This is a genomic window from Gordonia aquimaris, from assembly GCF_026262595.1.
In the GTDB taxonomy this organism is placed as follows: Bacteria; Actinomycetota; Actinomycetes; order Mycobacteriales; family Mycobacteriaceae; genus Gordonia; species Gordonia tangerina.
Genome location: NZ_JAPKFM010000027.1, coordinates 36750 through 61845 on the forward strand (window position 1 = coordinate 36750; position 25096 = coordinate 61845).

The 25096-nt window shown below is 66.0% G+C and carries 22 protein-coding genes; 12 read left to right on the plus strand and 10 right to left on the minus strand.

Annotated features, from left to right (window positions below; all coding sequences use genetic code 11):
* Positions 1-5: 5 nt before the first annotated feature.
* Positions 6-857 (minus strand): 3-hydroxybutyryl-CoA dehydrogenase, encoded by an 852-nt coding sequence (locus tag OSB52_RS20370; protein ID WP_266063329.1) that lies wholly within the window; start codon positions 855-857, stop codon positions 6-8.
* Positions 858-1279: 422 nt separating this feature from the next.
* Between OSB52_RS20370 and OSB52_RS20375 the strand changes: the two genes are divergently transcribed.
* From OSB52_RS20375 to OSB52_RS20390, 4 genes are all read left to right on the plus strand, one after another.
* Positions 1280-6772 (plus strand): ATP-binding protein, encoded by a 5493-nt coding sequence (locus OSB52_RS20375; RefSeq protein ID WP_266063330.1) that lies wholly within the window; start codon positions 1280-1282, stop codon positions 6770-6772.
* Positions 6773-7018: 246 nt separating this feature from the next.
* Entirely contained in the window at positions 7019-7768 is a 750-nt protein-coding gene (locus OSB52_RS20380; protein ID WP_266063331.1) for a DUF4386 domain-containing protein, read from the plus strand.
* Positions 7769-7898: 130 nt separating this feature from the next.
* Complete coding sequence (locus OSB52_RS20385; RefSeq protein ID WP_266063332.1) at positions 7899-8240, plus strand: ArsR/SmtB family transcription factor; 342 nt, start codon at positions 7899-7901, stop codon at positions 8238-8240.
* Positions 8241-8243: 3 nt separating this feature from the next.
* Positions 8244-8738: an SRPBCC family protein gene (locus OSB52_RS20390; RefSeq protein ID WP_266063333.1), complete on the plus strand. Its 495-nt coding sequence runs from the start codon at positions 8244-8246 to the stop codon at positions 8736-8738.
* On the opposite strand, the gene OSB52_RS20395 is transcribed toward OSB52_RS20390, so the two are convergent.
* Both OSB52_RS20395 and OSB52_RS20400 read right to left on the minus strand, forming a co-directional pair.
* Positions 8739-9731 carry a MerR family transcriptional regulator gene (locus OSB52_RS20395; protein ID WP_266063334.1) on the minus strand — a complete coding sequence of 331 codons (993 nt, stop codon included), beginning with the start codon at positions 9729-9731 and terminating at the stop codon, positions 8739-8741.
* A gap of 9 nt (positions 9732-9740) precedes the next feature.
* A complete protein-coding gene (locus OSB52_RS20400) occupies positions 9741-10397 on the minus strand; it encodes a HEAT repeat domain-containing protein (protein ID WP_266063343.1) in 657 nt (218 codons plus the stop codon).
* 131 nt (positions 10398-10528) lie between these two features.
* On the opposite strand from OSB52_RS20400, the gene OSB52_RS20405 reads away from it, so the two are divergent.
* Positions 10529-11920, plus strand: a complete 1392-nt coding sequence (locus tag OSB52_RS20405; protein WP_266063335.1) for an NAD(P)-binding protein — start codon at positions 10529-10531, stop codon at positions 11918-11920.
* Positions 11921-11948: 28 nt separating this feature from the next.
* Here OSB52_RS20405 and OSB52_RS20410 read toward each other — a convergent pair whose 3' ends face one another.
* Positions 11949-12749, minus strand: a complete 801-nt coding sequence (locus OSB52_RS20410; protein ID WP_235726096.1) for a crotonase/enoyl-CoA hydratase family protein — start codon at positions 12747-12749, stop codon at positions 11949-11951.
* A gap of 111 nt (positions 12750-12860) precedes the next feature.
* Here OSB52_RS20410 and OSB52_RS20415 point away from each other — a divergent pair, with 111 nt between their 5' ends.
* Positions 12861-13424 carry a YceI family protein gene (locus tag OSB52_RS20415; RefSeq protein ID WP_235726097.1) on the plus strand — a complete coding sequence of 188 codons (564 nt, stop codon included), beginning with the start codon at positions 12861-12863 and terminating at the stop codon, positions 13422-13424.
* 8 nt (positions 13425-13432) lie between these two features.
* Here OSB52_RS20415 and OSB52_RS20420 read toward each other — a convergent pair whose 3' ends face one another.
* The 4 genes from OSB52_RS20420 to OSB52_RS20435 all read right to left on the minus strand — a co-directional run bounded on the left by OSB52_RS20420 (position 13433) and on the right by OSB52_RS20435 (position 18107).
* Positions 13433-14302, minus strand: coding sequence for a D-hexose-6-phosphate mutarotase (locus OSB52_RS20420; RefSeq protein ID WP_235726098.1), 870 nt, complete (start codon positions 14300-14302; stop codon positions 13433-13435).
* A gap of 78 nt (positions 14303-14380) precedes the next feature.
* Positions 14381-15385, minus strand: coding sequence for a YihY/virulence factor BrkB family protein (locus OSB52_RS20425; RefSeq protein ID WP_235726099.1), 1005 nt, complete (start codon positions 15383-15385; stop codon positions 14381-14383).
* A 311-nt stretch (positions 15386-15696) separates the two neighbouring features.
* Entirely contained in the window at positions 15697-16599 is a 903-nt protein-coding gene (locus OSB52_RS20430) for an alpha/beta hydrolase (protein WP_235726121.1), read from the minus strand.
* 5 nt (positions 16600-16604) lie between these two features.
* Complete coding sequence (locus tag OSB52_RS20435) at positions 16605-18107, minus strand: flavin-containing monooxygenase (protein WP_235726100.1); 1503 nt, start codon at positions 18105-18107, stop codon at positions 16605-16607.
* Positions 18108-18235: 128 nt separating this feature from the next.
* On the opposite strand from OSB52_RS20435, the gene OSB52_RS20440 reads away from it, so the two are divergent.
* From OSB52_RS20440 to OSB52_RS20460, 5 genes are all read left to right on the plus strand, one after another.
* The gene (locus OSB52_RS20440) at positions 18236-19498 is read left to right on the plus strand and encodes a PucR family transcriptional regulator (protein WP_235726101.1); all 1263 of its coding nucleotides are present in this window, start codon (positions 18236-18238) and stop codon (positions 19496-19498) included.
* Between the two features lie 82 nt (positions 19499-19580).
* Positions 19581-19946, plus strand: coding sequence for an ArsR/SmtB family transcription factor (locus tag OSB52_RS20445; RefSeq protein ID WP_235726102.1), 366 nt, complete (start codon positions 19581-19583; stop codon positions 19944-19946).
* The gene (gene arsB, locus OSB52_RS20450) at positions 19943-21043 is read left to right on the plus strand and encodes an ACR3 family arsenite efflux transporter (protein WP_235726103.1); all 1101 of its coding nucleotides are present in this window, start codon (positions 19943-19945) and stop codon (positions 21041-21043) included. Before OSB52_RS20445 ends, arsB begins: the two co-directional genes overlap by 4 nt.
* Positions 21036-21473 (plus strand): arsenate reductase ArsC, encoded by a 438-nt coding sequence (locus OSB52_RS20455; RefSeq protein ID WP_235726104.1) that lies wholly within the window; start codon positions 21036-21038, stop codon positions 21471-21473. The genes arsB and OSB52_RS20455 overlap by 8 nt, the downstream gene beginning before the upstream one ends.
* Positions 21470-21886, plus strand: a complete 417-nt coding sequence (locus tag OSB52_RS20460) for an arsenate-mycothiol transferase ArsC (protein ID WP_235726105.1) — start codon at positions 21470-21472, stop codon at positions 21884-21886. The genes OSB52_RS20455 and OSB52_RS20460 overlap by 4 nt, the downstream gene beginning before the upstream one ends.
* 54 nt (positions 21887-21940) lie before the next feature.
* Here OSB52_RS20460 and OSB52_RS20465 read toward each other — a convergent pair whose 3' ends face one another.
* The gene (locus OSB52_RS20465) at positions 21941-22468 is read right to left on the minus strand and encodes an ArsI/CadI family heavy metal resistance metalloenzyme (protein ID WP_235726106.1); all 528 of its coding nucleotides are present in this window, start codon (positions 22466-22468) and stop codon (positions 21941-21943) included.
* Between the two features lie 101 nt (positions 22469-22569).
* On the opposite strand from OSB52_RS20465, the gene OSB52_RS20470 reads away from it, so the two are divergent.
* Positions 22570-22932, plus strand: a complete 363-nt coding sequence (locus tag OSB52_RS20470) for an Rv2640c family ArsR-like transcriptional regulator (protein ID WP_235726107.1) — start codon at positions 22570-22572, stop codon at positions 22930-22932.
* 145 nt (positions 22933-23077) lie between these two features.
* Here the strand turns inward: OSB52_RS20470 and OSB52_RS20475 are convergent, their stop codons facing one another.
* On the minus strand, positions 23078-24778 hold the full coding sequence (locus OSB52_RS20475) for a hypothetical protein (RefSeq protein WP_266063336.1): 1701 nt from the start codon (positions 24776-24778) through the stop codon (positions 23078-23080).
* Between the last annotated feature and the right edge of the window lie 318 nt (positions 24779-25096).

Here is a 25096-nt window from a genome sequence, read left to right on the forward strand (position 1 = left end):
GGGGTCTACTTCGCGTAGTCGTAGAAGCCCTTACCGCTCTTCTTGCCGAGGTAGCCGGCCTCCACCATGCGCTGCAGCAGCGGCGGCGGCGCGAGGTGCGGCTCGCGGAATTCCTGATAGAGCGACTCGGTGACGTCGAGGATCACGTCGAGGCCGATGGTGTCGGTCAGGGTCAACGGCCCCATCGGGTGGGCACAACCGTTGATCATGCCGGTGTCGATGTCCTCCTTGGACGCATAACCGCTCTCGTACATTCGGATGGCACTCACCAGGTAGGGGACGAGCAGCGCGTTGACGACGAAACCGCCGCGGTCACCGGCCTGGATGGTCTTCTTGCCGAGGTGGTCGCGGGCGTAGGCGGTGACGGTCTCGACGGCCTCCGATGAACTCGCGAGGCTGCTGATGATCTCCACCAGTGGCATCACGGGGACCGGGTTGAAGAAGTGCACACCGACCACGCGCGAGGGATCGGCGACGTCCTTGGCGACCCGGATGATCGGGATCGACGAGGTGTTGGTCGCCAGGATCGCCTCGGGTGCGGTCACCTTGTCGAGTTCGGCGAAGAACCCGACCTTGAGCGATTCGACCTCCGGTAGAGCCTCGATGACGAGTTCGCGATCACCGAAGTCCTTGACCGCCGTGGTGAGACGTAGCCGGTCGAGGGCCTGCTGCGCGTCGTCTTCGCTGATCTTGCCCTTTGCCACGCCACGTGCGAGCGACTTGTCGATGCGCGCACGGGCGGCGTCGGCCGCGGCGTCGTCGCGTTCGAGGACGAGGACGTCATCACCGGCGCGGATCGCGACCTCGGCGATCCCGGCGCCCATGGTGCCGCCGCCGACCACTCCCAGCTGTGTCATGCATTCTCTCCAGATCTCGAGGACGGGTCGTGGTCAGGATAGACGTGGCGACCGGGACGACCACATCGGCGATCAACCGACCACCCGGCAAGAAATGTGAGCAATCCCTCATCTTTGGCATTGATCCGACGCTCAACGAGTTCACGTTCGCCGGGATTCCCGCCGCTGCGGGCCTGTTTTCGGTGCGGCGGCGGTCCGGTTCGGCGTCCCACGGGCGACGTGTTCGCGCGGTCTGCCACGCGGACTCACGCAACGTACTCGCGCGTAGGGAATCGATTCGCAACAATCGAGCGGTGTCCGTCGCCGATGTACCCGAAACGTCGGCCGGAGCCACCCGACCTGGTAATCGTCACGACCCGCTCGGCGGGGAGCGCGACACCCGCGCGGACCGACCGACACGACCACAGAGAAGGGAGTCGGTGATGTTCACTCGCATTGCCATCGTGAACCGGGGAGAGTCCGCGATGCGGCTCATCCACGCCGTGCGCGGACTGTCCGCCGAGACCGGACAGCCGATCGAGGTGATCGCCCTGCATACCGACGTCGACCGCAACGCCTCATTCGTGCGGGCAGCTGACGTCACCTACGATTTGGGCCCGGCCGCGTCGCGCCCCTATCTCAATCTCAAGATCCTCGAACGTGCGCTACTCGAGACCGGCGCCGAAGCCGCCTGGGTCGGGTGGGGCTTCGTCGCCGAGGACCCGTTGTTCGCCGAACTCTGCGAACGCATCGGCGTGACCTTCGTCGGACCGTCGGCCGAGGCGATGCGCAAACTCGGCGACAAGATCGGCGCCAAGCTCATCGCCGAAGAGGTGGGTGTGCCCGTCGCGGCATGGAGCCGTGGTGGCGTCGACACCCTCGACGATGCGGTGGCCGCGGCGGCCGATATCGGCTACCCGCTGATGCTGAAGGCCACAGCCGGCGGTGGCGGCCGTGGTATTCGTAAGGTGACCAGCGATGCCGAACTCCGCGATGCCTACACCCGCACCCGTGACGAGGCCGAGCGCGCCTTCGGCAGCGGTGTGGTGTTCTTGGAACGCCTGGTCACCGGTGCACGCCACGTCGAGGTCCAGGTGATCGCCGACGGCCAGGGCACGGCGTGGGCGTTGGGCGTGCGTGACTGTTCGGTGCAGCGACGCAACCAGAAGATCATCGAGGAATCGGCGTCACCGGTGCTGCCCGCCGACCAGGTCGCCAATCTCAAGGCCTCCGCTGAGCGTCTCGCCGTCGCCGTCGGCTATCGCGGCGCGGCCACCGTGGAGTTCCTCTACCACCCGGGCGAGAACCTGCTGGCCTTCCTCGAGGTCAACACCCGACTGCAGGTCGAGCACCCGATCACCGAGACCACCACCGGTTTCGACCTGGTCCGCGCCCAACTGCACGTGGCCTCCGGTGGCCGCCTGGAGGGCGAGCCGCCGGCCGAACGGGGCCACGCCATCGAGGCCCGGCTCAACGCCGAAGATCCCGACCGCGACTTCGCGCCGGCACCCGGCCGCATCGCGCTGCTCGAACTGCCGGCCGGCCCCGGCATCCGTGTCGACACCGGCGTCAGCGAGGGCGACACGATTCCGGCGGACTTCGATTCGATGATCGCCAAGATCATCGCCTACGGACGTGACCGCGAGGAGGCGCTCGGCCGATTGCGCCGCGCCATGCGTGAAACCCGCGTCATCATCGCCGGCGGCGCCACCAACAAGAGTTTCGTCCTCGAACTGCTCAGTCGACCCGAGGTGATCGACGGCAGCGCCGACACCGGCTGGATCGACCGCGTTCGCGCCGACGGCGGGCTGGTGGCCAACCGGCACTCGGCCATCGCACTGGCCGCCGCCGCCATCGATGCCTACGAGGAGGAGGAACTCGTCGAGCGGCAGCGCTTGCTGTCGACCGCGTCGGGTGGGCGCCCGCAGGTACAGCACGACAGTGGTCGTCCGCTGGATCTCAAACTGCGTGGTGTCGGCTACCGGGTGCGCGTCGCCCGCATCGGTGCACACCGCTTCCGGGTCGGGATCGAGGCAGGCGTCGAGACCCACACCGCCGATGTCGACCTCGAACGCTTCGACGATCACACCGCCCAGATGGTGGTCAACCATGTCCGGTACCGCTTGGTCACCGACACTCACGGCCCCATCCACCTCGTCGACGTCGACGGCGTCACCCACCGGGTGAGTCGCGACGAAGGCGGTGTCCTGCGATCACCGGCGCCGGCCCTGGTGGTGGCCACACCGCTGGAGGTCGGAGCCGAGGTCGAGGCCGGCGCGCCGGTGCTGGTGCTGGAGAGCATGAAGATGGAGACGGTGCTACGTGCCCCGGTGCGCTCCCGACTCAAGGAGTCCATGGTCTCGGTCGGCACCCAGGTCGAGACCGGCGCGACCCTGTTGCGTCTGGAGCCACTCGCCGACGACGACGACGCCGAGGCGGCCGAGGAGACCACCGAAGCGGTCGACCTCGAACTGCCCGCGCAGCGCACCGATGTGCAGGCGCACGAGCGCACCACTCGCACGCAGGAGGATCTCCGCAGTCAACTGCTGGGCTTCGACGTCGACCCGCACGATCGGACGCGCCTGCTCAACGATTACCTCGCCGTCCGCCACGACGCGATGGAGAGCGGCCGCCGCCCGCTGGCCGACGAGCTGGAACTGATCACCGTGTTCGCCGATCTGGCCGAGCTCAGCCAGAATCGTCCGTCCGGCGAGGTGCTGGGTGTCGAACACGTCCACAGCGCCCGCGAGAACTTCCACACGTACCTGCAGAGCCTCGACGTCGAACGGGACGGGCTCCCGGAGACCTTCCACACCCAGCTCGGTCGGGCACTTGGCCACTACGGGGTGCCCGATCTCGAGCGCAGCCCGGAGTTGGAGGCCGCGGTCTTCCGGATCTTCCTGGCGCTGCAGAACCCGGCCGACTCGGTCACCGTGATCAGCACACTCCTGCGCGAGTGGCTGCGCGAACCCACACCGCGCGACGAACTCCAGGACGCTGTTGGCAGCGCGCTGGACCGTCTGGTCGCAGCGACGCAGGTACGCTTCCCGGCCATCGCCGATCTGGCCCGCGGTGTCATCTACGCCTGGTACGGCCAACCGTTGCTGCGCCGGGATAGGGCCCGGGTGTACAACAACGTGCGCAAGCAGTTGCGCTACCTCGATGAGAACCCGACGGCGACCGACCGCGCCGAGCGGATCGCGGACATGGTGCGCAGCACCGAGCCGCTGGTCCGGCTGCTCGGTCAGCGCATCGTGCGGGGCAACCTCGACAATTCGGTGATGCTCGAGGTGCTGACGCGGCGCTACTACGGCAACAAGGGGCTCAGCGACATCCGCATCCAGCCCTCCGGTGGCGCGAGCTTCGTGGTCGCCGAACGCCACGGCGCGAATCTCGTGTCGGCGGCGGTCGGGTTCGACGATTTGCCCGCAACCATGGACGGTCTCGCCGAGCTCGCCCGCGACACCGCGTCGGTCGACGCCGACATTTACCTGAGCTGGGAACAGCAGCCGGACGCCTTCGATGCGATGGCCGCCACGCTGCACGAGATCATCTCCGCCACGGCGATGCCCACCCAGGTCCACCGGATCACGGTGACTGTCGCGGGCAGCGGCGACGCTCGGATGCACAACCACTTCACCTTCCGACCGTCGGCAACCGGCATGTCGGAGGAACGCCTCATTCGGGGACTGCACCCGTACATCGCGCAGCGCATGCAGATGGAACGGCTACGCAAGTTCGACCTCACCCAGTTGCCGTCCTCCGATGATGAAGAGGTCTACCTGTTCCGGTGTGTGGCCAAGGAGAACCCCGCCGACGAGCGGCTGATCGCCTTCGCTCAGGTGCGTGACCTGACCGCCATGCGCGAGCACGACGGGCGGCTGCTGACCCTGCCGACCGCGGAGACCACGCTGGCCTCGTGTGTCGATTCGATCCGGCGGGCCCAGCGTGGGTCGCGTTTGACGTCGTCCACCAATCGGATCGTCATGTACGTGTGGCCGCCGATCGACGCACTCGACGACGACCTGAACACGATCGCCGACTACTTCCGAGGCGCGGCCACCGGAGTCGGGCTCGAAGAGGTGCTGCTCATTGCACGGCGGCGCGAGCGCGACACAGGCGAGCTGACCAAGGTCGCCATCCGCTTCTCGGTCAACGCCACCGGTGGATTCGACGTCGCGGTCGGCGAGCCGGCCGACGAACCGATCGAACCGGTCGACGAGTACCGGCAGAAGGTGCTGCGGGCAGCCAAACGCAACACCGTCTACCCGTACGAGTTGGCCGGTCTGCTCGGTGACTTCGCCGAATACGACCTCGACGCAGAGCAGCGACTGGTGCCCGTGGATCGTCCGCGCGGGCGCAACAGCGCAGCGATGGTGGCGGGTGTGGTCACCACCGCCACCGAGAAGCATCCGGACGGCGTGACGCGGGTGGTGTTGCTCGGCGACCCGACGAAATCCCTGGGTGCGCTGTCGGAGCCGGAGTGTGCGCGGGTCATCGCCGCACTGGATCTGGCTGAGCAGATGCAGGTCCCGCTCGAGTGGTACGCGCTGTCGTCGGGCGCGCGTATTTCGATGGACTCGGGCACCGAGAACATGGACTGGGTGGCGCGGGCACTCAAACGTGTCGTTGAATACACCCAGGCAGGTGGGGAGATCAACATCGTCGTCGCCGGTATCAACGTCGGTGCGCAGCCGTACTGGAATGCCGAGGCGACGATGCTCATGCACACCAAGGGCATTCTGGTGATGACCCCGGACTCGGCGATGGTGCTGACCGGCAAGCAGTCGTTGGACTTCTCCGGCGGTGTTTCGGCCGAGGACAACTTCGGCATCGGTGGCTACGACCGCGTGATGGGCCCCAACGGGCAGGCGCAGTACTGGGCACCGAACCTCGGCGCAGCGCGCGATGTGTTGATGTCGCATTACGACCACACCTACGTCGCACCGGGCGAGCAGTCGCCGCGGCGCGCTGTCACCAGCGACCCCAGCGACCGCGACGTTTCCGACTTCCCGCATGTATTGGCCGGCAGCGACTTCACCACGGTCGGACAGATCTTCTCGGCCGAGAGCAACCCGGATCGCAAGAAGCCCTTCGACATCCGAACCGTCATGCGCGCCCTCGCCGACCAGGACCATCCGGTACTCGAACGCTGGGCAGGCATGGCCGACGCCGAGACCGCCGTGGTCTGCGACGTGCATCTGGGCGGCATCCCGGTGTGCCTGTTGGGTATCGAGTCGCGTGAGGTGCAGCGTCGCGGGTACAAGCCCACCGACGGTCCCGACACCTACACTGCCGGAACGCTGTTCCCACAGTCGTCGAAGAAGGCGGCGAGGGCCATCAACGTGGCCAGCGGCAATCGGCCGCTGGTGGTGCTGGCCAACCTGTCCGGATTCGACGGGTCACCGGAGTCGATGCGCAAACTGCAGTTGGAGTACGGCGCCGAGATCGGGCGGGCCATCGTCAACTTCCGCGGCCCGATCGTGTTCTGCGTTATCTCGCGCTATCACGGTGGTGCCTTCGTGGTGTTCTCCAAGGCACTCAATCCGAACATGACCGTCCTGGCCATCGACGGCTCCTTCGCGTCAGTGCTCGGTGGCGCCCCGGCGGCGGCTGTGGTGTTCGCCGGCGAGGTCGCCAAACGAGTGGGCGCCGATCCACGGGTGCGCGATCTGGAGTCACGGGCAGCCGAGGCCACCGGTCCCGACCGCTCCGCGCTCAACGCCGAAGTGGCCGACATTCGGCAATCGGTGCGGGCGGAGAAGATCAGTGAGATCGCGGCCGAATTCGACAAGGTGCACAGCATCCGCCGTGCCGTCGAGGTCGGTTCGGTGGATGCGGTGATCCGCGCCGACGAGTTACGCCCGCGCATCATCGGCGCCATCGAGGCCAGCCCGAACTGGTCGGCGCGGGGAGCGCACGCCGCGATGTCCTGAGGTGTGCCACCTGCCCCCTGAGGAACGAGGCGCTAGCCGAGTGTCACAAAGGGCTCCAACATAATTCAATAGGTGCGTGGCTATCGCGGCCACAACGAACCAGTGCCGGGTCAGGGGAAATCCTCCGACCCGGCACTGGTTCGTATAGTTCACCCTTGACGAGACTTACAACGTAAGGGTACAGTCATCCAGACTTCAGCCATACACCGTAAGGTTGATTCGCCGCCCATCGATCGGAGTCACGCCATGACCGCACCGAGCACACCTCGCCACGAAACCTCCGTACGTTCGGCGGCCCGCTGGGCCGGTCTGGGGTATCTGGCCATCTTCGCCCTGGCCATGTTCGCCAACTTCTTCGTGCTAGAGCGCGTGTTCGATCCCGCCGATGCGCAGGCGACACTCGACGGAGTCGCTGCGAACGGAGGCCTGCTGAGGTGGGGGATCATCGCGTTTGCGGCCGTGTTCCTCGTCGACATCGTCGTTGCGTGGGCTTTGTACGTGCTGTTCCGCCCGGTCCACCGAGATCTGTCCCTCCTCGCCGCATGGGCGCGGCTCACCTACACCGTGTTTCTCGGTGTCGGACTGGTCTTCGCGGTGGCCGCCCTGCTGATAGCGGAGAACTCCACCGAAGCGACGGCCGCGGACGTGCAGCTCGCAATGCGCTCGTTCGAGATGACGTGGCTGATCGGGTTGACCGCGTTCGGTGTCCACCTGATCGTGTTGGCCCGTCTGATGTCGGTTTCCGCCGGCGCACCCCGGTGGCTGACCGTTGCGCTCACAGTGGCCGGTGTCGCCTACATCGTCGACACCGGTGCACACATCCTGCTGGCCGACTACGCGTCCTATGCCGACACCTTCCTGGTGATCGTCGCGGTGCCGTCAGTGGTCGGTGAACTCGGTCTGACCGTGTGGCTCCTGCGGATCGCCGCACATCGGACCGCCACGCCGGCGGCGACATCGCTCGAGGCCGAACGGGTCTCGACGACGGTTTCCTGACTCCGCAGCGCCTCACCGCGCGGCACCAAGCGCCCAGGGCCGGCCCCTCCGACATGTGGAGGGGCTCTCAGCGTGTGCAATCGTCCCGTTCCACCCTTGACATACAACCAATTGGTTGTATGTTTGAGAGGTGACCGACGAGGACGAGGAACGAGCAGACGCCCTCTTCCATGCGCTCTCCGACCGCACCCGTCGCGACATCATGCGTCGGGTGCTGGCAGGAGAGCATTCGGTCTCGGTGCTCGCGGCGAAGTACGACATGAGTTTCGCCGCGGTGCAGAAGCACGTCGCCGTGCTCGAACGAGCAGGCCTGCTGGTCAAACGGCGCAGTGGCCGGGAACAGTTGGCATCCGGCGACGTGTCAGCGGTGCGCGCGGTATCGGACCTGTTGACCGACCTCGAACAGGTATGGCGGGGCCGAGTGGCGCGAATCGACGAACTGATCGAAACCGAAACACCATCGAAGGACTGAATCATGCCTGTCACCAATGTGTCTCACGACATCGACACCCGCACCCTGACCATCACGGCGGAGTTCGCCGCTCCGGTCGAGCGGATCTGGCAGATCTATGCCGATCCTCGTCAGTTGGAGAAGATCTGGGGTCCGCCGTCGTATCCGGCGACCTTCGTCGAGCACAGCCTGCAACCCGGAGCCCGCGTCACCTACTACATGACCAGTCCGGAAGGGGAGAAGTTCGCCGGTTATTGGGTGATCCGGACCGTCGACGAACCCACCGAGCTGACCTTCGACGACGGGTTCGCCGACGACGAATTCAATCCGGTCGAGTCATTGCCGGTCTCGCGAAACGTCTATCGATTCCGCGACGAGGACGGTCGTACGGTGGCCACCTACACCAGCACCTACGAAACCGCCGAGGGACTGCAGAAAGTCCTCGAGATGGGAATGGTCGAAGGTGCATCCAGCGCGATCAACCAGATCGACGCATTCGTGGCCGGCGCAGACAGGTAGTCACCGACGCGGGCGCGCGTCGAGGATCACCGCAGCGGTCGCCCTGACGGTTCGGTCCGGGTCCGTGGTCAACGCGACGAGCAGCCCGTCGGCCGTCGGGGAGTCAATCTCACCGAGCGCCTGAGTGATCCGCAGTCGTGATCCGGCGTCCGCCGCCGCCAGGGCATCTCCGAGGAGCCGGGCGGCGTTGGTGCAACCGTGAGCGCTGAGACGGCCCAGCGCCTCGGCCGCTTCGACATCGCGTCGCCCGGCGTTCACCATCGCGACCAACACTGACGCCCCGGCGGGATCGCCGCGCTGGGCCAGCGCGATAGCCGCGCGGTCGCGAACGTCGACATCGACGTCGTCGAGAGCGCTGCGCAATGGTGCCGTCGCTTCCGCGACGTCGATGCCCGAGATGGCCAGGACCGCACGGCGTCGGATGGTCACCTCGGTCGATCGGAGGCCGGTGACCAACCCGTCGAGGGCACGAACACCGGTGCGCGCCAGGGCCCAACGAAGAGCACCGGAGACATTCACGTCTGCCTCGGCGAGGACCGCGGCCACCAGATCGTCGACCGCGATCGCGATGTCGTCGGTGGGTGCGAGCACGGCCTGCTGACGTCGGGCACCGGAGTCGGACTCCAATGCGCGGGCCTGGGTGACGACACGTACGACGTCCGCCCAGTCGTTCGGTGCATGGTGTTGCACCCGTTCCAGGCGGGCCAGCAACTGGCGTTCGGCCTCGATCCGCTCGCGCGTCCGGGAGATCACGTCGTCAATGAGGTCGTCCGGGGAGAAATCGGGTTCGGCGAGAGCCTCTTTCACCTCCTCGAGCGTCAGCCCCAGCGTGCGCAGACTCTCCACGTGGAAGAGCCGGCGCACGTCGTCCGCCGAGTACTGGCGGTAGCCGCCAGTCGTGCGGCCGGTGGGGGTCACCAGCCCCAACCGGTGATAGTGGCGCAGCATCCGCGCACTGACACCGCAGCGCTGCGCCACCTCGCCGATCAGCATCTGCGCAGCCTACGCTTGCGCACCCACCGACACCCGCCGGGCTGCGTCGACCGACAGAACGAATGCCGAATCCGGATCACGGATCAGGCGTTCGGTTGCCGCAGCGTGCGCGCGGACGTGCTCGTCCGCGTGGGATGCGGCGTCGGCCACGACCTGCTGCGCGGCCTCGCCCAGGGCCAACAACGCCCTCGACAGACTCAGTTGCAGTTGGTCATCTCCCCGCCCCAACTCGATGCCCAGCTGCGCGGCGAGTGCGCGTGCGTCGTCGTCATCGTGACCGTGGTCGACCAACGAGACCGCGGCCCGCCAGGCGGTCCGTGCCACCTCGTCGTCGCGGTCGTGGATCATCGCGGCGACGTTCGAGAACACCTGTGGATCACCGATCTTGGACAGCGTATGCAGGGCCTGAGCGCGTGCGCGCGGATTGTCGGAGGTCAGCTCGCCGACAAGCCGGACGCGCACCGGTCCGGATGGCAACCTGCACAACGCCCACGTCATCATGTCGCGGACAAAGAAATCCGGCTCCACCCCGCTGCGCGCCACGAGGATGTCCAGAAATCGCTCGTCGGCACTCGTTCCCGCCGTCAGCGCAGCCTTCAGCCGCGTGGACGCGCTCGCAGCGTCAAACGCGCCGCTCACCTGGTGGTACTGGTCGTTCGTGATCATCACGATCACCTCCTTCACCGACCATCCAACAGGTTGTCACGGTGTCAAGGTCAAGCGTCGGCGTCACATGGACGTTCTCGGATACGATCCGCACAGACCAGCGCTCGTGTCGGGTGGCAGGAAGGCACACCATGGTGGACGCAACACTGAGCACCGACTACCTGGTCGTCGGTGCGGGCGCGATGGGGATGGCGTTCACCGACGCGCTGGTGGCTCATTCCGACGTACACGTCACCCTCGTCGATCGCCGGCACACGGCCGGCGGGCATTGGCTCGACGCTTACCCCTTCGTGCAAGTGCATCAGGCGTCGGTCTTCTACGGGGTGGCATCCACGGTATTGGGCACCGGCGCCGTCCAGCAGGGCGGTCCGGAGCGGGGCCTCGGCGAACGCGCTCGACAGTCCGAAATAGTCGCCTACTTCGACGACGTCGTGCGACGACTGGTCGCTTCGGGGCAGGTCACCTTTCTCCCGACCAGTGACCATCACTGTGCTGACGGCACCCAACTGGTCACGTCGCGGGTCTCCGGTCGCACGTGCTCGATCGATGTCCGCCGCCGGGTGGTGGATGCGACGTACTCCGCGCCGACGATCCCGGCCACCACTGCGGCCCCGTTCACCGTCGCCGACGATGTGCCGGTCATCCCGGTCGGCGAACTGGCACGACTGTCCGAGGCGCCCGGTCACTTCGTCATCGCGGGTGCGGGGAAGACGGCCACCGACGCCATCGTGTGGTTGCTCGGCCACGATGTCGATCCCGACCGCATCATGTGGGTCCGCCCGCGCGAACCGTGGATGTTGAATCGGTCTGTGGTGCAGCCCGATCCGCTGGTGGCACTGCGCTTGGCCACGGACATGATGACAGCTGCCGCGCAGGCCGCCTCCAGCGACGACCTGTTTGCGCGGCTCGAGGACGCCGGTGTGATGCTTCGGATCGACCAGGGAGTGATCCCGACGATGGCGAAGGCTCCGACGCTCGCCGAATGGGAACTGGACCTGCTGCGGACCATCGAACGGGTGGTGCGGCTCGGACACATCCGCGCGGTCACCGCGCACGAGATCGTTCTGGAGCGTGGGTCGGTGAACCTGCCGCCGGATTCCGTGGTGGTGCACTGCGCGGCGTCGGGCCTGCGTTATCCGCCACTCGTTCCGATCTTCGGCACCGACCGGATCCGACTGCAACCGATCCGGGCCGGTTTCCCGTGCTTCAACGCGGCCCTCGCCGGCTATGTCGCGGCCACCCGCGACGACGACCGCGAACGCAACCGACTGTGTCCGCCGAATCGCCTGTCCGACAACCCGCGTGACTGGATTCACATGCAGTCACGCGGCAGCATCGCCAGCCGGACCTTCACCGCCGAAACCGATATCGCCGCGTGGGCCGACCGATGCGCGTTGAACCCGTCGCGCATCGACCCGTCGGTGCGCGACACCCCGGAGATCCGTGCGGCACTCGCCCTGCTCGCCGAGTGCTCACCGGACGGCCTGGATCGTCTGGCACGGCTGGGTGGCGGATCGGCGTGACGAGCCGTCTTCGGCCACAACGGATCCGTCAGTCCGGGTCGGCAAAGACCGGCGCGTGCCGCGCCATACCGGCATGCACCGCTTCGAGCTGATTGGGCGAACCCATCAGACCCACTTGCAGCTCGCTCTCGAGTCTCAGTGCGGCCGCCGAATCAGCCCCCGACCACGTGCGGTCGTAGAGGTTCTTCGCGGCACGGATCGCGTGGGGCGACTTCGCCGCGATCTCGTGGGCGAGTTCGAGTGCCACGGTCAGCGGATCGGAGACAGCGCGCGTCACCAGCCCCATCGCCTGCGCCTCGGTTCCCGAGACGATCCGACCGGTGAAGGTCAGCTCCTTCGCAACATCCGCCGGGAGAAGCCGCGGGAGGGCCTGGGTGATACCCATGTCGGGGACCAGCCCCCACTTGATCTCCATGATCGACAGCCGGGCGTCGGGGGCCGAGTACCGGATGTCGGCACCGAGCGCGATCTGCAGCCCACCACCGAAACAGTTGCCGGTGATCGCCGCGATGACCGGGGCGGGTACCGACGCCCAGTCGACGGACACGCGCTGTGCCCGATTGGCGATGCTGTCGTCGTCGCGGTCCAGCAATGACGACGCACCACCGCCCTGACCGAGACTGGTGATGTCGAGTCCCGAACAAAAGCTCTTGCCGGCTCCGTGCACAACGACCGCACGCACCCGCCGCTCGTCGCGCAGAGTGGACGTGACCTCCAGCAGGGCGTCGAACATCGCCCCGTCGAGCGCATTGTGCTTGTCCGCCCGATTCAGGGTGACCTGCGCGACGCCGGCATCATCGATGGAGAGCGTGATCCTGTCTTCATTCATCGGCGCGATGCTACGGGGCCCGCCGAGGCGCGTGTGGCCAGACGCCCATATTGGCCGGGTGCGCAGGTTTGTGGCCCCGCAGACCCATGGTCGACCCGTAGGCTGGCACCCGTGACGGACACGACCTGGCATCTGACCGCGTCCTCGGGTTCGGTAACCGTGTACACCGATGTCGCCGGTCGTGCGGCCCGTGCCGGCCACCGCCTGATCATCGAGATGCGCGAGTGGTCGGCCGACGTCACCTGGGCGGCCGGGGTGCCGGTCGGGCTCGAGGCGGTCGTGCTGGTCGACTCGCTCACGGTCGTCTCCGGCACCGGCGGACTGACGCCAATGACGGGCGCCGAGCGAGCGGTGGCCCGGGTCAATGCGCTGAAGTCGTTGGAAGCGGACAAGTTCGGCGAGATCAATTTTGTCGCGGAGGCGATCACCGCGACCGATGAGGGTTTCCGTGCCCACGGGACCCTAACCGTCCACGGAAGACGCCGCGCCCAGGCCGTCGAACTGCTGGTCACGGAGACCGATGATCGATGGGACATCAGGTCGGAGACCATCCTCGCGCAGACCGACTTCGGCGTGCGCCCATACTCTCTGATGATGGGTTCACTCAAGGTCGCCGACGAGGTCCAGGTGATCATCGACGTGTCCTACACCAAGGAGTGTGATGTCCCGCAGTAGCCGCGGCGTCATCGGGCACTGACCGAGATCGTCTGGCTCAGTGTGTGGGTGCCGCCGGCCGGCACGACGATCGAGTCCGGACCGGCGTTGGCCGCCTCGACACACAGAAACTCATGCCAGTGCGGACCGACGTCGGTCATACCCGCAGCGCCGTACTCACCGGGGTTCCACACCACCGCGCTCCGACCACCGCGTACGGTCACCTCGATCACCCGTCCCAGCCCGGGATCTATGAGCCGGTACCGCCCGCCCGCTGCGGGGTAAACCCGGTCGCTACGCGGGTCATCGCCAGGTAGCACCCAATCGCCTTGCTGAGCATGCGATCTCATACCATCGAACTTGTCGAGGTAGCTCAGCCCGTCCAGGCCGCCGACCCGTACCGACCCGACGTCTGCCACCCGGAAGTAGTTGTGGAAGGCCTCGGTCATCGTCACCGGTTCGGAACTCGGATTGTGCGTGCGTAGTTCGTGCTCCAGGGCGGCACCCACTCGCACGGTCAGCTGCGCCTGCAGAAGTGTTTCGGGGATCTCCTGCGGTGCCAATACGAGCTCGACACCCTCGGATCCGTTTGCCCGCCCACCGATCACATCCCACCGCGCGGTGCGGGCGTATCCGTGTGACGGCGCATCGTCGGGCTGTCCCTCGCGCGCGAAGTACGGCCAACACAGTGGCACGCCGCCTCGAATCGGGGTGGGCGGTGCGGCGAGCAGGGGAGACAGCCAGATGACGTCGGCGGTAGCGTCCGCCGGGAGGAATGACACGACCTGCCCACCGAACAGGGAGATCACGGCGACCGCCTGCGGTGTCTCCACCACGACCGCGTCGAGCCCGTGGAAAGTGTCGTACCGTACGCCGCCGATGTCGTCAGATGTCGTCACATTCCCAGAATGTCACAGCGTGCCACACCACAGTGCGGCGTAACCGGGTCGAGTCGTCTCCGCCGCGCCGAACTCACGTCACGGTTCCTCCGGCGGCGAGTCGTCGTGGGATCGCGCGTCGTCACGCTCGTGCCGACCGAACTTCACATCGATCTCCTGGAATCCTTTGTGGCGCTGCGCCTGCGCTTGTGCCTGATACGCGGCTCGATCACCCCGGGTCAGTACCACGTTGTCGGTGAACGGCGTCAACAGCGACCGCGGGTACAGGCGATCCACGCGCACTGCGTTGATCTCCATGCACACCACGGCCATCACCGATGCCAGGTACAGAAAGGCGAGCAGACCCAGCACAACGGCGAACACCCCGTTGGTGGCGCTGGCGTTTGCGATGACGCGTTGGACGAACACGCTGCCAAAGGTCTGCAACGCCTGCCATCCGATCGCGGCGACGATCGCGCCGGGCAGCACGTCACGAACACTCACGTCGCGGGCGGTGCCGAACCGGAATCCGACCACGAAGACCCCCGCATACAGGATCACTGGCCCCACGATCGCCAGCACACGACCGTTACCGACGAGGTCGATGGAGGCAATGACACCGTTGAGGACGGTCAGTCCGATGACTGCCAGCCCCACCGTCGACAGCAACATCGCACCTTTGAGTCGCGCCTGGATCGGATTGGGTCGTTCGTTGCGCGGCACCGCCCACACGATGTTCATCGCATTCTGGATGGCGACGGACACCCCGAGCGCGCCATAGATCGCACTCACCACACCGATGGTCACCGCGGTCGCCGACCCGCTGAGTTGGCCCTGCTCGCCCAACTGTTCACCGACCACCGGGATCTGCGAGAGCGCCGAATCGACAATCTGCCTCTGGAGTTCAGGATTGCCCTCGAGGACAAAACCGAGCACCGAGGTGAACACCAGCATCAGCGGGAACAGCGAGATGAAACCGTAGTAGGTGATCAGTGCGGCAAGGTAGCCGCCCTGATCGTCGAAGAATTTGTACGCGACAGCGAGGGGATACCCCGTCTTGGGGTAGCGACGCTGGAAGCCGTCGATGCGCGCCGCCACCGACACCCTGCGCCACCTTTCGTCGAACCCAGAGACCTGATCCGGTCGGCTGGTTCGTTACGCCGGGCGGCTCCGCTGCGGTGAGTGTATGTCCTTCACTATGTCGACGCACGGCACACGCCGAGTGTCTCGGGTAGAGCCGATCAACGCCTGACCGCACCTCCCGGGTCGTGCGCCGGTGCGGCTGCCGATGTGTGAACTCGATGAGCAGGTGGGCCGCCAGCTCCAGCTTCTCGCATGAACCCCAAGGCGTCTGCGACTTCGCACGCGTCGCTTATCACTTGTTGCAGCATCACTGTCAAGCGCGATCGCCGGCGTCACGCCAATGCACCGACCAAGAAATCGACTTCGTCTGCGAGCGCCTTCTGCTGCCACGGACCGAGATACACATCGAAGTGGTCGACGGGATACTCCAGCACGGTGGTTGGGCCGCCGGCGCGACGGGCCGCCCTGCGGGCGGCGTGTGGGGGAGCCACTCGGTCCTCGCTGCCGATCTGCACGAGCGTCGGACAGGTGATCTTCGGCGCGTGTGTGACCGGCCGGTTGAACGCAACCTCCAGCGAGGTTCGCGCACACACCTCATTGCGCCAAGTGGGGCCACCGATGGCCTCATAACCCTCCAGCGCGCCGGGAGCGGCGAGCACAGCGAGCGAGCCCGGCTGCGCAGCCAGCGGGATCTGATGCGGCGAGCCGCCGGTCAGCGTCTGAAGCACGTCCCGCAGTCCGTGGCCGATCAGCTTGAGCGGCGCAACCGGTCCGGCGCAGCGAGCGATCTGCCACACCGCCGCCGCGCCGTCAGGTGCAGGCACGAGTGACACCACCGCGGCGACCCGCGGGTCGACTGCCGCGACGGCAAGGACGTGGCCACCTGAGTAGGAGGTGCCCCAGAGCGCGATCCGGTCGGGGTCGACACTCCGCAGCCGGCGGGCCGCGTCGACGGCGGCGTGGTAGTCCTGACGCTGCCTCCGGTAGGACACGGCTTGGCGAGATGTGCCGTCGGACGCGCCGAAGCCGCGGTAGTCGAATACGAGCGAGTCGATGCCGGCGTCGGCGAAACCCTCCGCGAAATCGAGCAAGGCGGTGTCACGCGTTCCGCCGAAGCCGTGTCCGATCACCACACACGGCCGCCTCCCTTTCCTGGCGAGGCCATCGGAGGTGGCTCGCACATGCCATGCGGCACAGCGCACCCCATGGCTGGTGAACGTGATGTCGGAACGCAGGGCACTCATGATGCGACAGCGGCGGTCTCGAGCCGAGTCGACTCGAACTTCAGCGCGGGGTCGGCGACCGGGCCGTGCTCGAGACGCTCGATGTCGGCCTCGTAAGCCATCTTGACGGTCCACGGTCCGGCGGTTCCGGCCTTCGGAAACGTCCCGATACGCCGCTGCACGTATCCCGAGCTCATGTCGAGCAGCGGAGTACGCTCCATCGTCGAGTCGGTCAGCACGGGGGTCACGACGTCCATACCGTGCTCGTCCATGTGAGCGAGGAGCCGCATCATATGGGTGCAGATGAGGTCCACCTTCAAGGTCCAGGCGATGTTGGTGTATCCGATCGCGAACACGAAATTGGGGACACCACTGAGCATCATCGCCTTGTACACGACCGTGTCGGACACATCGACCTGCTCGCCGTCGACGCTCAGGTCGATGCCGCCGAACGGCATGATGTCGAGACCGGTGGCGGTGACGATGATGTCGGCGTCGAGGTGCTGTCCCGATGTCAGCGCGATGCCGGTCTCGGTGAAGGCATCGATGTGGTCGGTGACCACCGAGGCCTTACCGGATGAGATCGCAGTGAACAGATCACCGTTGGGCACCATGCACAGGCGCTGATCCCACGGGTCGTAGCTCGGGTTGAAATGTGTGTCGACGTCGTAGCCCTTGGGTAGGCGCCGCTTCACGTCGGCCATCAGCAGCTTGCGAACGACCTTCGGCGCGCGCTTGCTCGCCTTGAAGATGCCCCGGTTGAGTGCGATGTTCTTGCGCCGGATGATTCGGTAGGCCTTGTCGGGCCCGACCAGCTTGTTCATCGTGTTCGCGATCACGTCTTCGCCGGGCAGGGACAGGACATAACTCGGGGAGCGCTGCAACATCGTGACGTGGGCGGCCTGTGCGGCCATCGCCGGGATCAGGGTGACCGCGGTGGCGCCGCTGCCGATCACCACCACCTTCTTACCTGTGTAATCGAGATCGTCGGGCCAGTGCTGGGGGTGGATGACCTGGCCGCGGAAGGTGTCACGGCCCGGGAACTCAGGTGTGTAGCCCGCCTCGTAGTTGTAGTAACCGGTCCCGGAGTAGATGAATCGCGCTGTGTACGTTATGGGGTCGCCGGTCTCGGCGTCGGTGGTGCGGATCGTCCAACGTCCGGTGGCCGAGTCGAAGTCGGCGCCGTCAACCTTGGCGTTGTAGCGGATGTGCGCGCGGATGCCGTTCTCGTCGACGGCCTCGTTCAGGTAATCGAGAATGACGTGCGCGTCGGCGATGGACTGTCGGTGTGTCCACGGCTTGAAACCGAATCCGAAGGATGGCATGTCCGAATCGGAGCGGATGCCGGGGTACCGGAAGAGGTCCCAGGTACCACCGAGTGCCGAACGACCCTCGAGGATCGCAAACGACGTGGACGGACGCTTTGTCTTGAGATGGTAGGCGGCTCCGATGCCGGAGATACCGGCGCCGATGATGACGACGTCAAAGTCGGTGTCGGTGGGCGGTGTGGTGGGGACCATCGCAAGGCTCCTTTGTGATCTCCGTCGATCGTGACCGTCATCACGGTATGGGAACCAAGGACCGCGATCTATGGTGGTTCACACATTGATTGCGTCCCTCTATGGAAGATCCGACATATGCTGGGTTGATGGCTGATGTCGACGTCTCACTGATCAGCGACATCGCCGGGCGCATGCTCGAGGAACTCGACGATCTGGTCGACGCGATGAATGAGTCCGTTTCCGAGATCGTGCCCAGTCTCGCCGCAGATCGTGCCATCACCGAGGAGATGTCTGCGAGCAATCGGGCCAACATCGAGAATGTACTGCGAAACCTGCGTGACGACCCGAGCGGCCCACTGCCGGACACACCGCCGACCGAGGCTCGCGAGATCCTGCGCACAGTTGTGCGCCGTGGGCTGGAGCTCGATGTGATGTTTCAGTCGTACCGGCGTGGACAGACCGCGGTGTGGCAGCGTTTCATGCAGATCGCGCCGATGGTCGTGCCCCCGGGCCCGGAACTCGTCGCCGTCATCGAGCGATTCGCCGAGGCGATGTTCACCTATGTCGACCGGGTCCTGCTCGATCTGGTGGCCGAGGCGCAACGACTGCGCGAAGAGATGCTCGGGGGCGCACTCGCCCGGCGGACCGAGACCGTCCGGCTGATCTTGGACGGCGCACCGATCGACGAGCGGGTCGCGACGGGACGGCTGGGCTACGAGGTCGCACGTGACCACACCGCAGTGGTGTTGTGGCTCGACGATCCGGTCGGAGATGACGGCACCCTGGAATCGGTTGCGGCATCTCTGGCCCGTGCCTTGGGGGCTCGACCACCGCTGAACATCTCCGCAGGCGTTCGCACGATGTGGGCGTGGTTACCGAGGGAAGGCGACGCAACCGTCGATCGCCTCCGCGATGCGGCAAATGCGGCACCCACGGGCGTACGAGTTGCCGTCGGGCCCACCCGCTGGGGGCTAGCGGGATTCCGGTCGTCGCACGCGGACGCCCTGGTCGTCGAGCAACTGGTCGCCGAGAATGCGGGTGGCGACCGTCTGGTCACCTTCGGTGACATCGCACCCATCGCGGCTCTGGCGCGTGACGAACGGGCCGCCAGTCAGCTCGTCTCCGACACGCTGGGTGCACTCGCCGCCGACGGCGAGCGTGCCGACCGTCTGCGCACAACGCTGCGGGTGTATCTGTCCGAGGCCGACAACGCGTCGACAACGGCGGAACGCCTGCACACGCATCGCAACACCATCTTGCAACGCGTCGGCAAGGCGACCGAATTGCTCGGGCACCCGCCCGGCGAACGCCGATTGGCGGTCATGACCGCGCTCGACATCGTCCATTTTCTCGGCCCGCGCGTCCTACCGGGCGGGCCGCCCACTACGACGGCTACTCAATGGGGGTGACCGCAGCTGCGCGAATGACGTCATGATGAACTTTGGGTTCAGCACATTGACCCCTTACTTCGACGTATGTGAATATTGACGCATGTCGAATCAAGAGCTTGTCCTGACCGCCATCGGGGGCGGTATGACCCCGGAACGGGCGGGGTCGTGGGCGCCGGCGCTGAAGGCGCTCGGGGATCCCGTGCGGCTGCGCCTCCTCGGCGAGGTCGCCGCCTCGCCCGGTGGCGAAGCGTGCGTCTGTGACATCTCGGGTCCTTTCGATCTGTCGCAGCCGACGATCTCACATCACCTCAAGGTGCTGCGGGAAGCCGGACTGGTGACCAGCGAACGACGCGCCACGTGGGTGTACTACCGCGTCAACTCCGACGCTTTGGCACAGCTCGCCGCCGTGCTGAGCGACCTCGCGGCCGTGGTGGGAGAGCCGACATCGTGTGAGGTTGCCGAGTGAGCGCGACAGACACCGCAGTCGCCGGACGGTTGTCGGTCGTGGATCGATTTCTGCCGGTCTGGATCGGGGCGGCGATGGTGGCCGGCCTGCTGCTCGGTCGGGGCGTCCCCGGTCTCGGCGACGCGCTCGCAGCGGTGGAGATCGACGGAATATCACTGCCGATCGCCCTCGGCTTGCTGATCATGATGTACCCGGTCCTGGCCAAGGTCCGGTACGACCGACTGGACTCGGTGACCGGAGACCGGCGCCTTCTGATCGGCTCTCTGGTGTTGAACTGGGTAATCGGCCCGGCGCTGATGTTCACGTTGGCGTGGCTGCTGTTACCGGATCTCCCGGAGTACCGCACGGGTTTGATCATCGTGGGGCTCGCGAGATGTATCGCGATGGTCATCATCTGGAACGACCTCGCCTGCGGCGATCGCGAGGCGGCCGCCGTCCTCGTCGCGTTGAACTCGATCTTCCAGGTCATCATGTTCGCCGTCCTCGGCTGGTTCTATCTCTCGGTGCTGCCCGGATGGCTCGGACTGGAGCAGACCACGATCGATACCTCCCCTTGGCAGATCGCCAAATCGGTACTGATCTTCCTCGGCATCCCGCTGCTCGCCGGCTTCGTGACCCGCCGTCTAGGGGAACGCGCCAAGGGCCGGGAATGGTACGAGAGCACGTTCCTGCCGCGACTGGGACCGTGGGCACTGTACGGACTGCTGTTCACGATCGTCATCCTGTTCGCATTGCAGGGCGAACAGATCACCTCCCAGCCGTGGGATGTGGTGCGAATCGCGGTGCCGTTGTTGATCTACTTCGCGGTGATGTGGGGCGGCGGTTTCGTCCTCGGCGCGGTGATGGGCCTGGGCTATGCGCGCACCACCACATTGGCGTTCACCGCCGCGGGCAACAACTTCGAACTTGCGATCGCGGTCGCGATCGCCACCTACGGCGCTTCGTCCGGTCAGGCGCTGGCCGGAGTGATCGGGCCGCTGATCGAGGTCCCGGTGTTGGTGGCGCTCGTCTATGTCTCACTCGCCCTGCGCAACCGCTTCACTGATCTGCGCCAGCCGTCCCTGGATCAACCGAAGGAGTCTGTTCGCGATGTCTGAGAAGCCGGCTGAGCAACGGCCCAGCGTGCTGTTCGTCTGTATTCACAACGCCGGCCGCTCCCAGATGGCGGCGGGCTTCGTCGCGGCGCTGGCCGGCGATCGGATTGAAGTCCGCTCGGCCGGGTCTGCGCCCGCCGAGACCATCAATCCTGCCGCCGTCGATGCGATGGCCGAGCTCGGCATCGACATCTCGGCCCAATCACCCAAGATCCTGACTTCGGAGACGGTGGAAACCTCCGACGTGGTCATCACCATGGGCTGCGGCGACGCGTGTCCGGTGTTTCCCGGTGTGCGTTACCGCGATTGGGCTCTCGACGACCCCGCCGGCAAAGGGGTCGACGCGGTGCGGCCGATCCGAGACCGAATTCGCGAGCTGGTCGTCGAACTCCTCGAAGAGTTCGACACCGCCGGCAAGCAGGCCTCGCGGTGAGTCAACCGCGGTCGGTGCTGTTCGTCTGTGTCAGCAATCGGGGCAAATCGGTGATGGCCGAAGGCCTTGCACGGACGTTCGTCGGAGGATCCATCGCCGCTTCCTCGGCGGGAACCGCGGCCAAGATCGGTGCTGCGCCCAATGATCTGTCGGCGGAGGCGCTCGCCGAGGTCGGCGCCGACATCACCGGACATACACCTCGTCAACTCACCGACGAACTCATGCGATCCGTGGACATGACTGTCATGGTCGGAACGTCGGCCGTGATCGATGCACCGGAAGGCATCGTGGTCGAGGTGTGGGAAATCGACGAACCGTCGTTGCACGGCATCGACGGGATCGAAAGGATGAGACGCATCCGCGACGAGTTGATCGATCGGATCAAAGACCTGTCGCGACGACTCGCTTCCTGATCCGGGCGGTGGAGCAGATGGCCGCCACCGCGGGCATCCGCTCCACTCATCAGGTCAGCAACACGCGGCCCGGGTATCGGCCGAGCTGTCGGCGGCCACGGCGTCGCTACTGCAACAGACCGAATCGCAAGTGATCTGCTCCGTGACGTCGTTCTGCGCCGGGCCGGCCTGCCTCGAATCGTTGTGCGCCAACTGTTTGGGGCTGTCACCGAACCGATCGGCGTCGGCGAGCACGGTGTAGACCTCCCACTTCTCCTCACCCGGGCCGGTCACCCACACCTTGTCCTGCGTGGCGAAACAACAGGTGGTGTTCATCTCCTCGTCGGTGAAAAGACCTGCGCTCGAGAGCCGCTCGATCTCGGCATGCACCTGCTCACTCGTCTCGACTTCCACGCCCAGATGGTTGATCGAGCCACCCCGCCCGGGGTTCTCCAGAAGTACCAGCTTCAACGGCGGATCGGCGATGGCGAAGTTCGCGTATCCCGGCTTGAGCTTCGCCGGTGCAGTGTCGAACAGCTTCGAGTAGAACTCGACAGCTTGATCCACATCGTCGACGTTCAGAGCGAGTTGCATGCGGGACATGACCTACCACCAATCTGGAGTGAGACATATATCGAATTACCGGACAGAATCCAGAGTGCCACCTTTTCGACATATGTCAATACACCGCGTAGGGTGAGTGGATGCCGAAGTCTCTGCCCGTCATCGATGTCAGCGCGCCAATATGTTGCACACCCGTCTCCGCGGCCCCCGTCGACGACGCGACTGCCCTCGAGATCGCACTGCGACTCAAAGCGCTCGCAGATCCGGCACGCATCAAGTTGCTGTCGATTCTTCTCGCCGACAACGCGGATGGGATCTGCACATGTGACCTCGCGACCGGCCTCGGGCTGACCGAGGCCACCACCAGCCATCACCTCGGCCAACTCCGTAAGGCAGGCATGGTGACCCCAGAGCGACGCGGGATGAACGTCTACTACCGGGCGCAGCCCGAATCGCTCAACGCGCTGTGCACGGTGCTCGGGACGTCGCCGAACTGCCGCTGATCCGGACCGCAATCTCCTCCGGTGGCGGGGAACGCGCGCCTTGATCCGTGCGGAACTGCGGGGACGCATAATCCAGTTGCCGGCCTGCGGGAAGTCGGTTGAAATCTCGTGTTCGCTGATACCCCTCGCCCCGAGGGGGCAGCTTCTAGGGGTGTCGGCAGCGTCGGTCGCGATAGAGGTACATCACTCCGGCGCGCGGTGTCGCCGACGGTCTGCAGAGGCCTGCGTGTGCTCGTCGCAGCCGTGCACGCAGAGCGTCGCCGACCGCCAGGGTCTCGGGACAGGTCAGGATTGGCGTGGCAGTTTCTGGGTGGGTGCCACTCGGGCGGGCGCCGAGCGGATCGTGGACTGGAGTGCCGTCCCTACCCAGTGCTTCGACGGGTTCGGGACGACGACACTCGGCGCGGCGGCCGCGGGGATCGTCACAAGGGGATGGCTCGGCTGTAGGGGATGTGACGTCGTCTGAGTTGCCGGCGCGCGAACAGTCGGCTGCCGACCCATCCCGGGACGACGGTTCGAGCGCGGTCTCGTCGGTGAGAACAGTATCGCCCGTGCAACTTTCGGCGTCGCCCACTCGTATCTCGCACCCGCGGGCGCTGTCCTCACCGACACCGGCTTCATCGATGCCGGGCTGTTCTCTGGGCGCTTCGGCCGATGTCGCTTCCGCCGATGTCGCTTCCGCCGATGTCGTTTCGGGCGGTGTCGTTTCGGGCGGTGTCGTTTCGGGCGTGGTTGTTTCGGGCGTGGTCGTCGCTGGCATGGTCGGGCCGTGTGTGGCCGTGGTCTCGGGTGTGACCTTGTTGTCGTCGACCGCGGCCGACGGGGTCGCGTTGGCGGCCTGCTTGCGGGTGCGGGCGGTGCAGGTGTCGTAACCGCATGCGCATTCCAGGCGCACGTCGGGGACGCTGTGGATTTCGGCGAGGGCGATGGCGCGTCGGTGTCCGACGCGGCGCGGGTCGCGGCGGCAGACCCGTTCGGCGATGAGGTCGGCGATGCGGTGTTGGAGGTGGATGGCGTGTTCGGCGCTCAGGCAGGCCGACATTTGCATGTGGCCGAAGGCTTCTTTGGCGAAAGTGACGTTCTGGAAGGCTTGAGCCACGTCCTCGCGGGCCTGGGCGTGGGCGTCGGGGTCCAGACTGATCAACGCGCTGTCGAGTTCGTCGCGCAGCACGGTGTCGGGAGTGGGCCGGTAGGCCAGTTCCAGGGCGATGTCTTCGAAATCGACGGGCGCGTCGGCCGGATCCTCGGGTGTCTTCTCGTCAACTGTGTCGTCCGTGGAGCCCGGGTCGTCACCCGTATCCGTGTCGTCGGTGCTCGCGTCGTCGTGGGCGCCGGTCTGCCCGTCTGTGGCGGGTTCGTCATCTGGTGTCGTGGGGGTGGGTCGGGGGCCGAGCGCTTCGTCGAGGATGTCGTTGAGGCGTGGTCGCAGGTTGCCTTTGGGGGCGGTCTGCGAGCTGGTGGCCAGTTCGGTGACGCGGTGGGTGCTGAAGTCTCCGGCGAGGTAGGCCAACCGGATTTTGGGCAGGTCGGCCAGCATGTGCGCCAGTGAGGCCCATTCGCCGGCTTTGCCGCGGGTGATGCCCAGTTGCAGGGAGATCTCGCCGATGGCGTATTTGTGGGCTGTGGTGTGGGAGCTGGAGTTGGCGTGTGGGCCTTGTCCGTTCATGCGGTCGTTGTAGGCGCGGTCGCCGATCATGCCGGCACCGAGCACGGTGCGGGCCTCGGATTGGCGGCTCAAGCGCAGCGTGTCGCGCACACCCTCGGCGTAGGCCATCTGTTCGGCGACACCATCGAGCGGCGCCGACAACACGGTGTCATCGGCGTCGTGATCGGTGAAGGAGAACACCAGACGACCCTTCTTTTGAGACGGCGGCGGCCAACGAATCAGGAACTACAGTCAGGCTAACGATGGGATCCGACAACAACGGTCCACCAGCATCGGAGGATGCGGCACCGGCGCGGCGTCATCGAACAAATCCAGAGTATCGACGGGGTACGACACGTTCGGTGCCACAGCGGCAGATCCGCGACTACAACCCACCAAGTCCTCGGCCGGACAATCCGATTCGCCGGGAGCGGTTCGAGTGCGCGTCACGGCTCGACGCTCGTTCTCGTGCAATGTGTCGCACTCTTGTCCAGTGGGTATCCACATTCGGCGTTACCT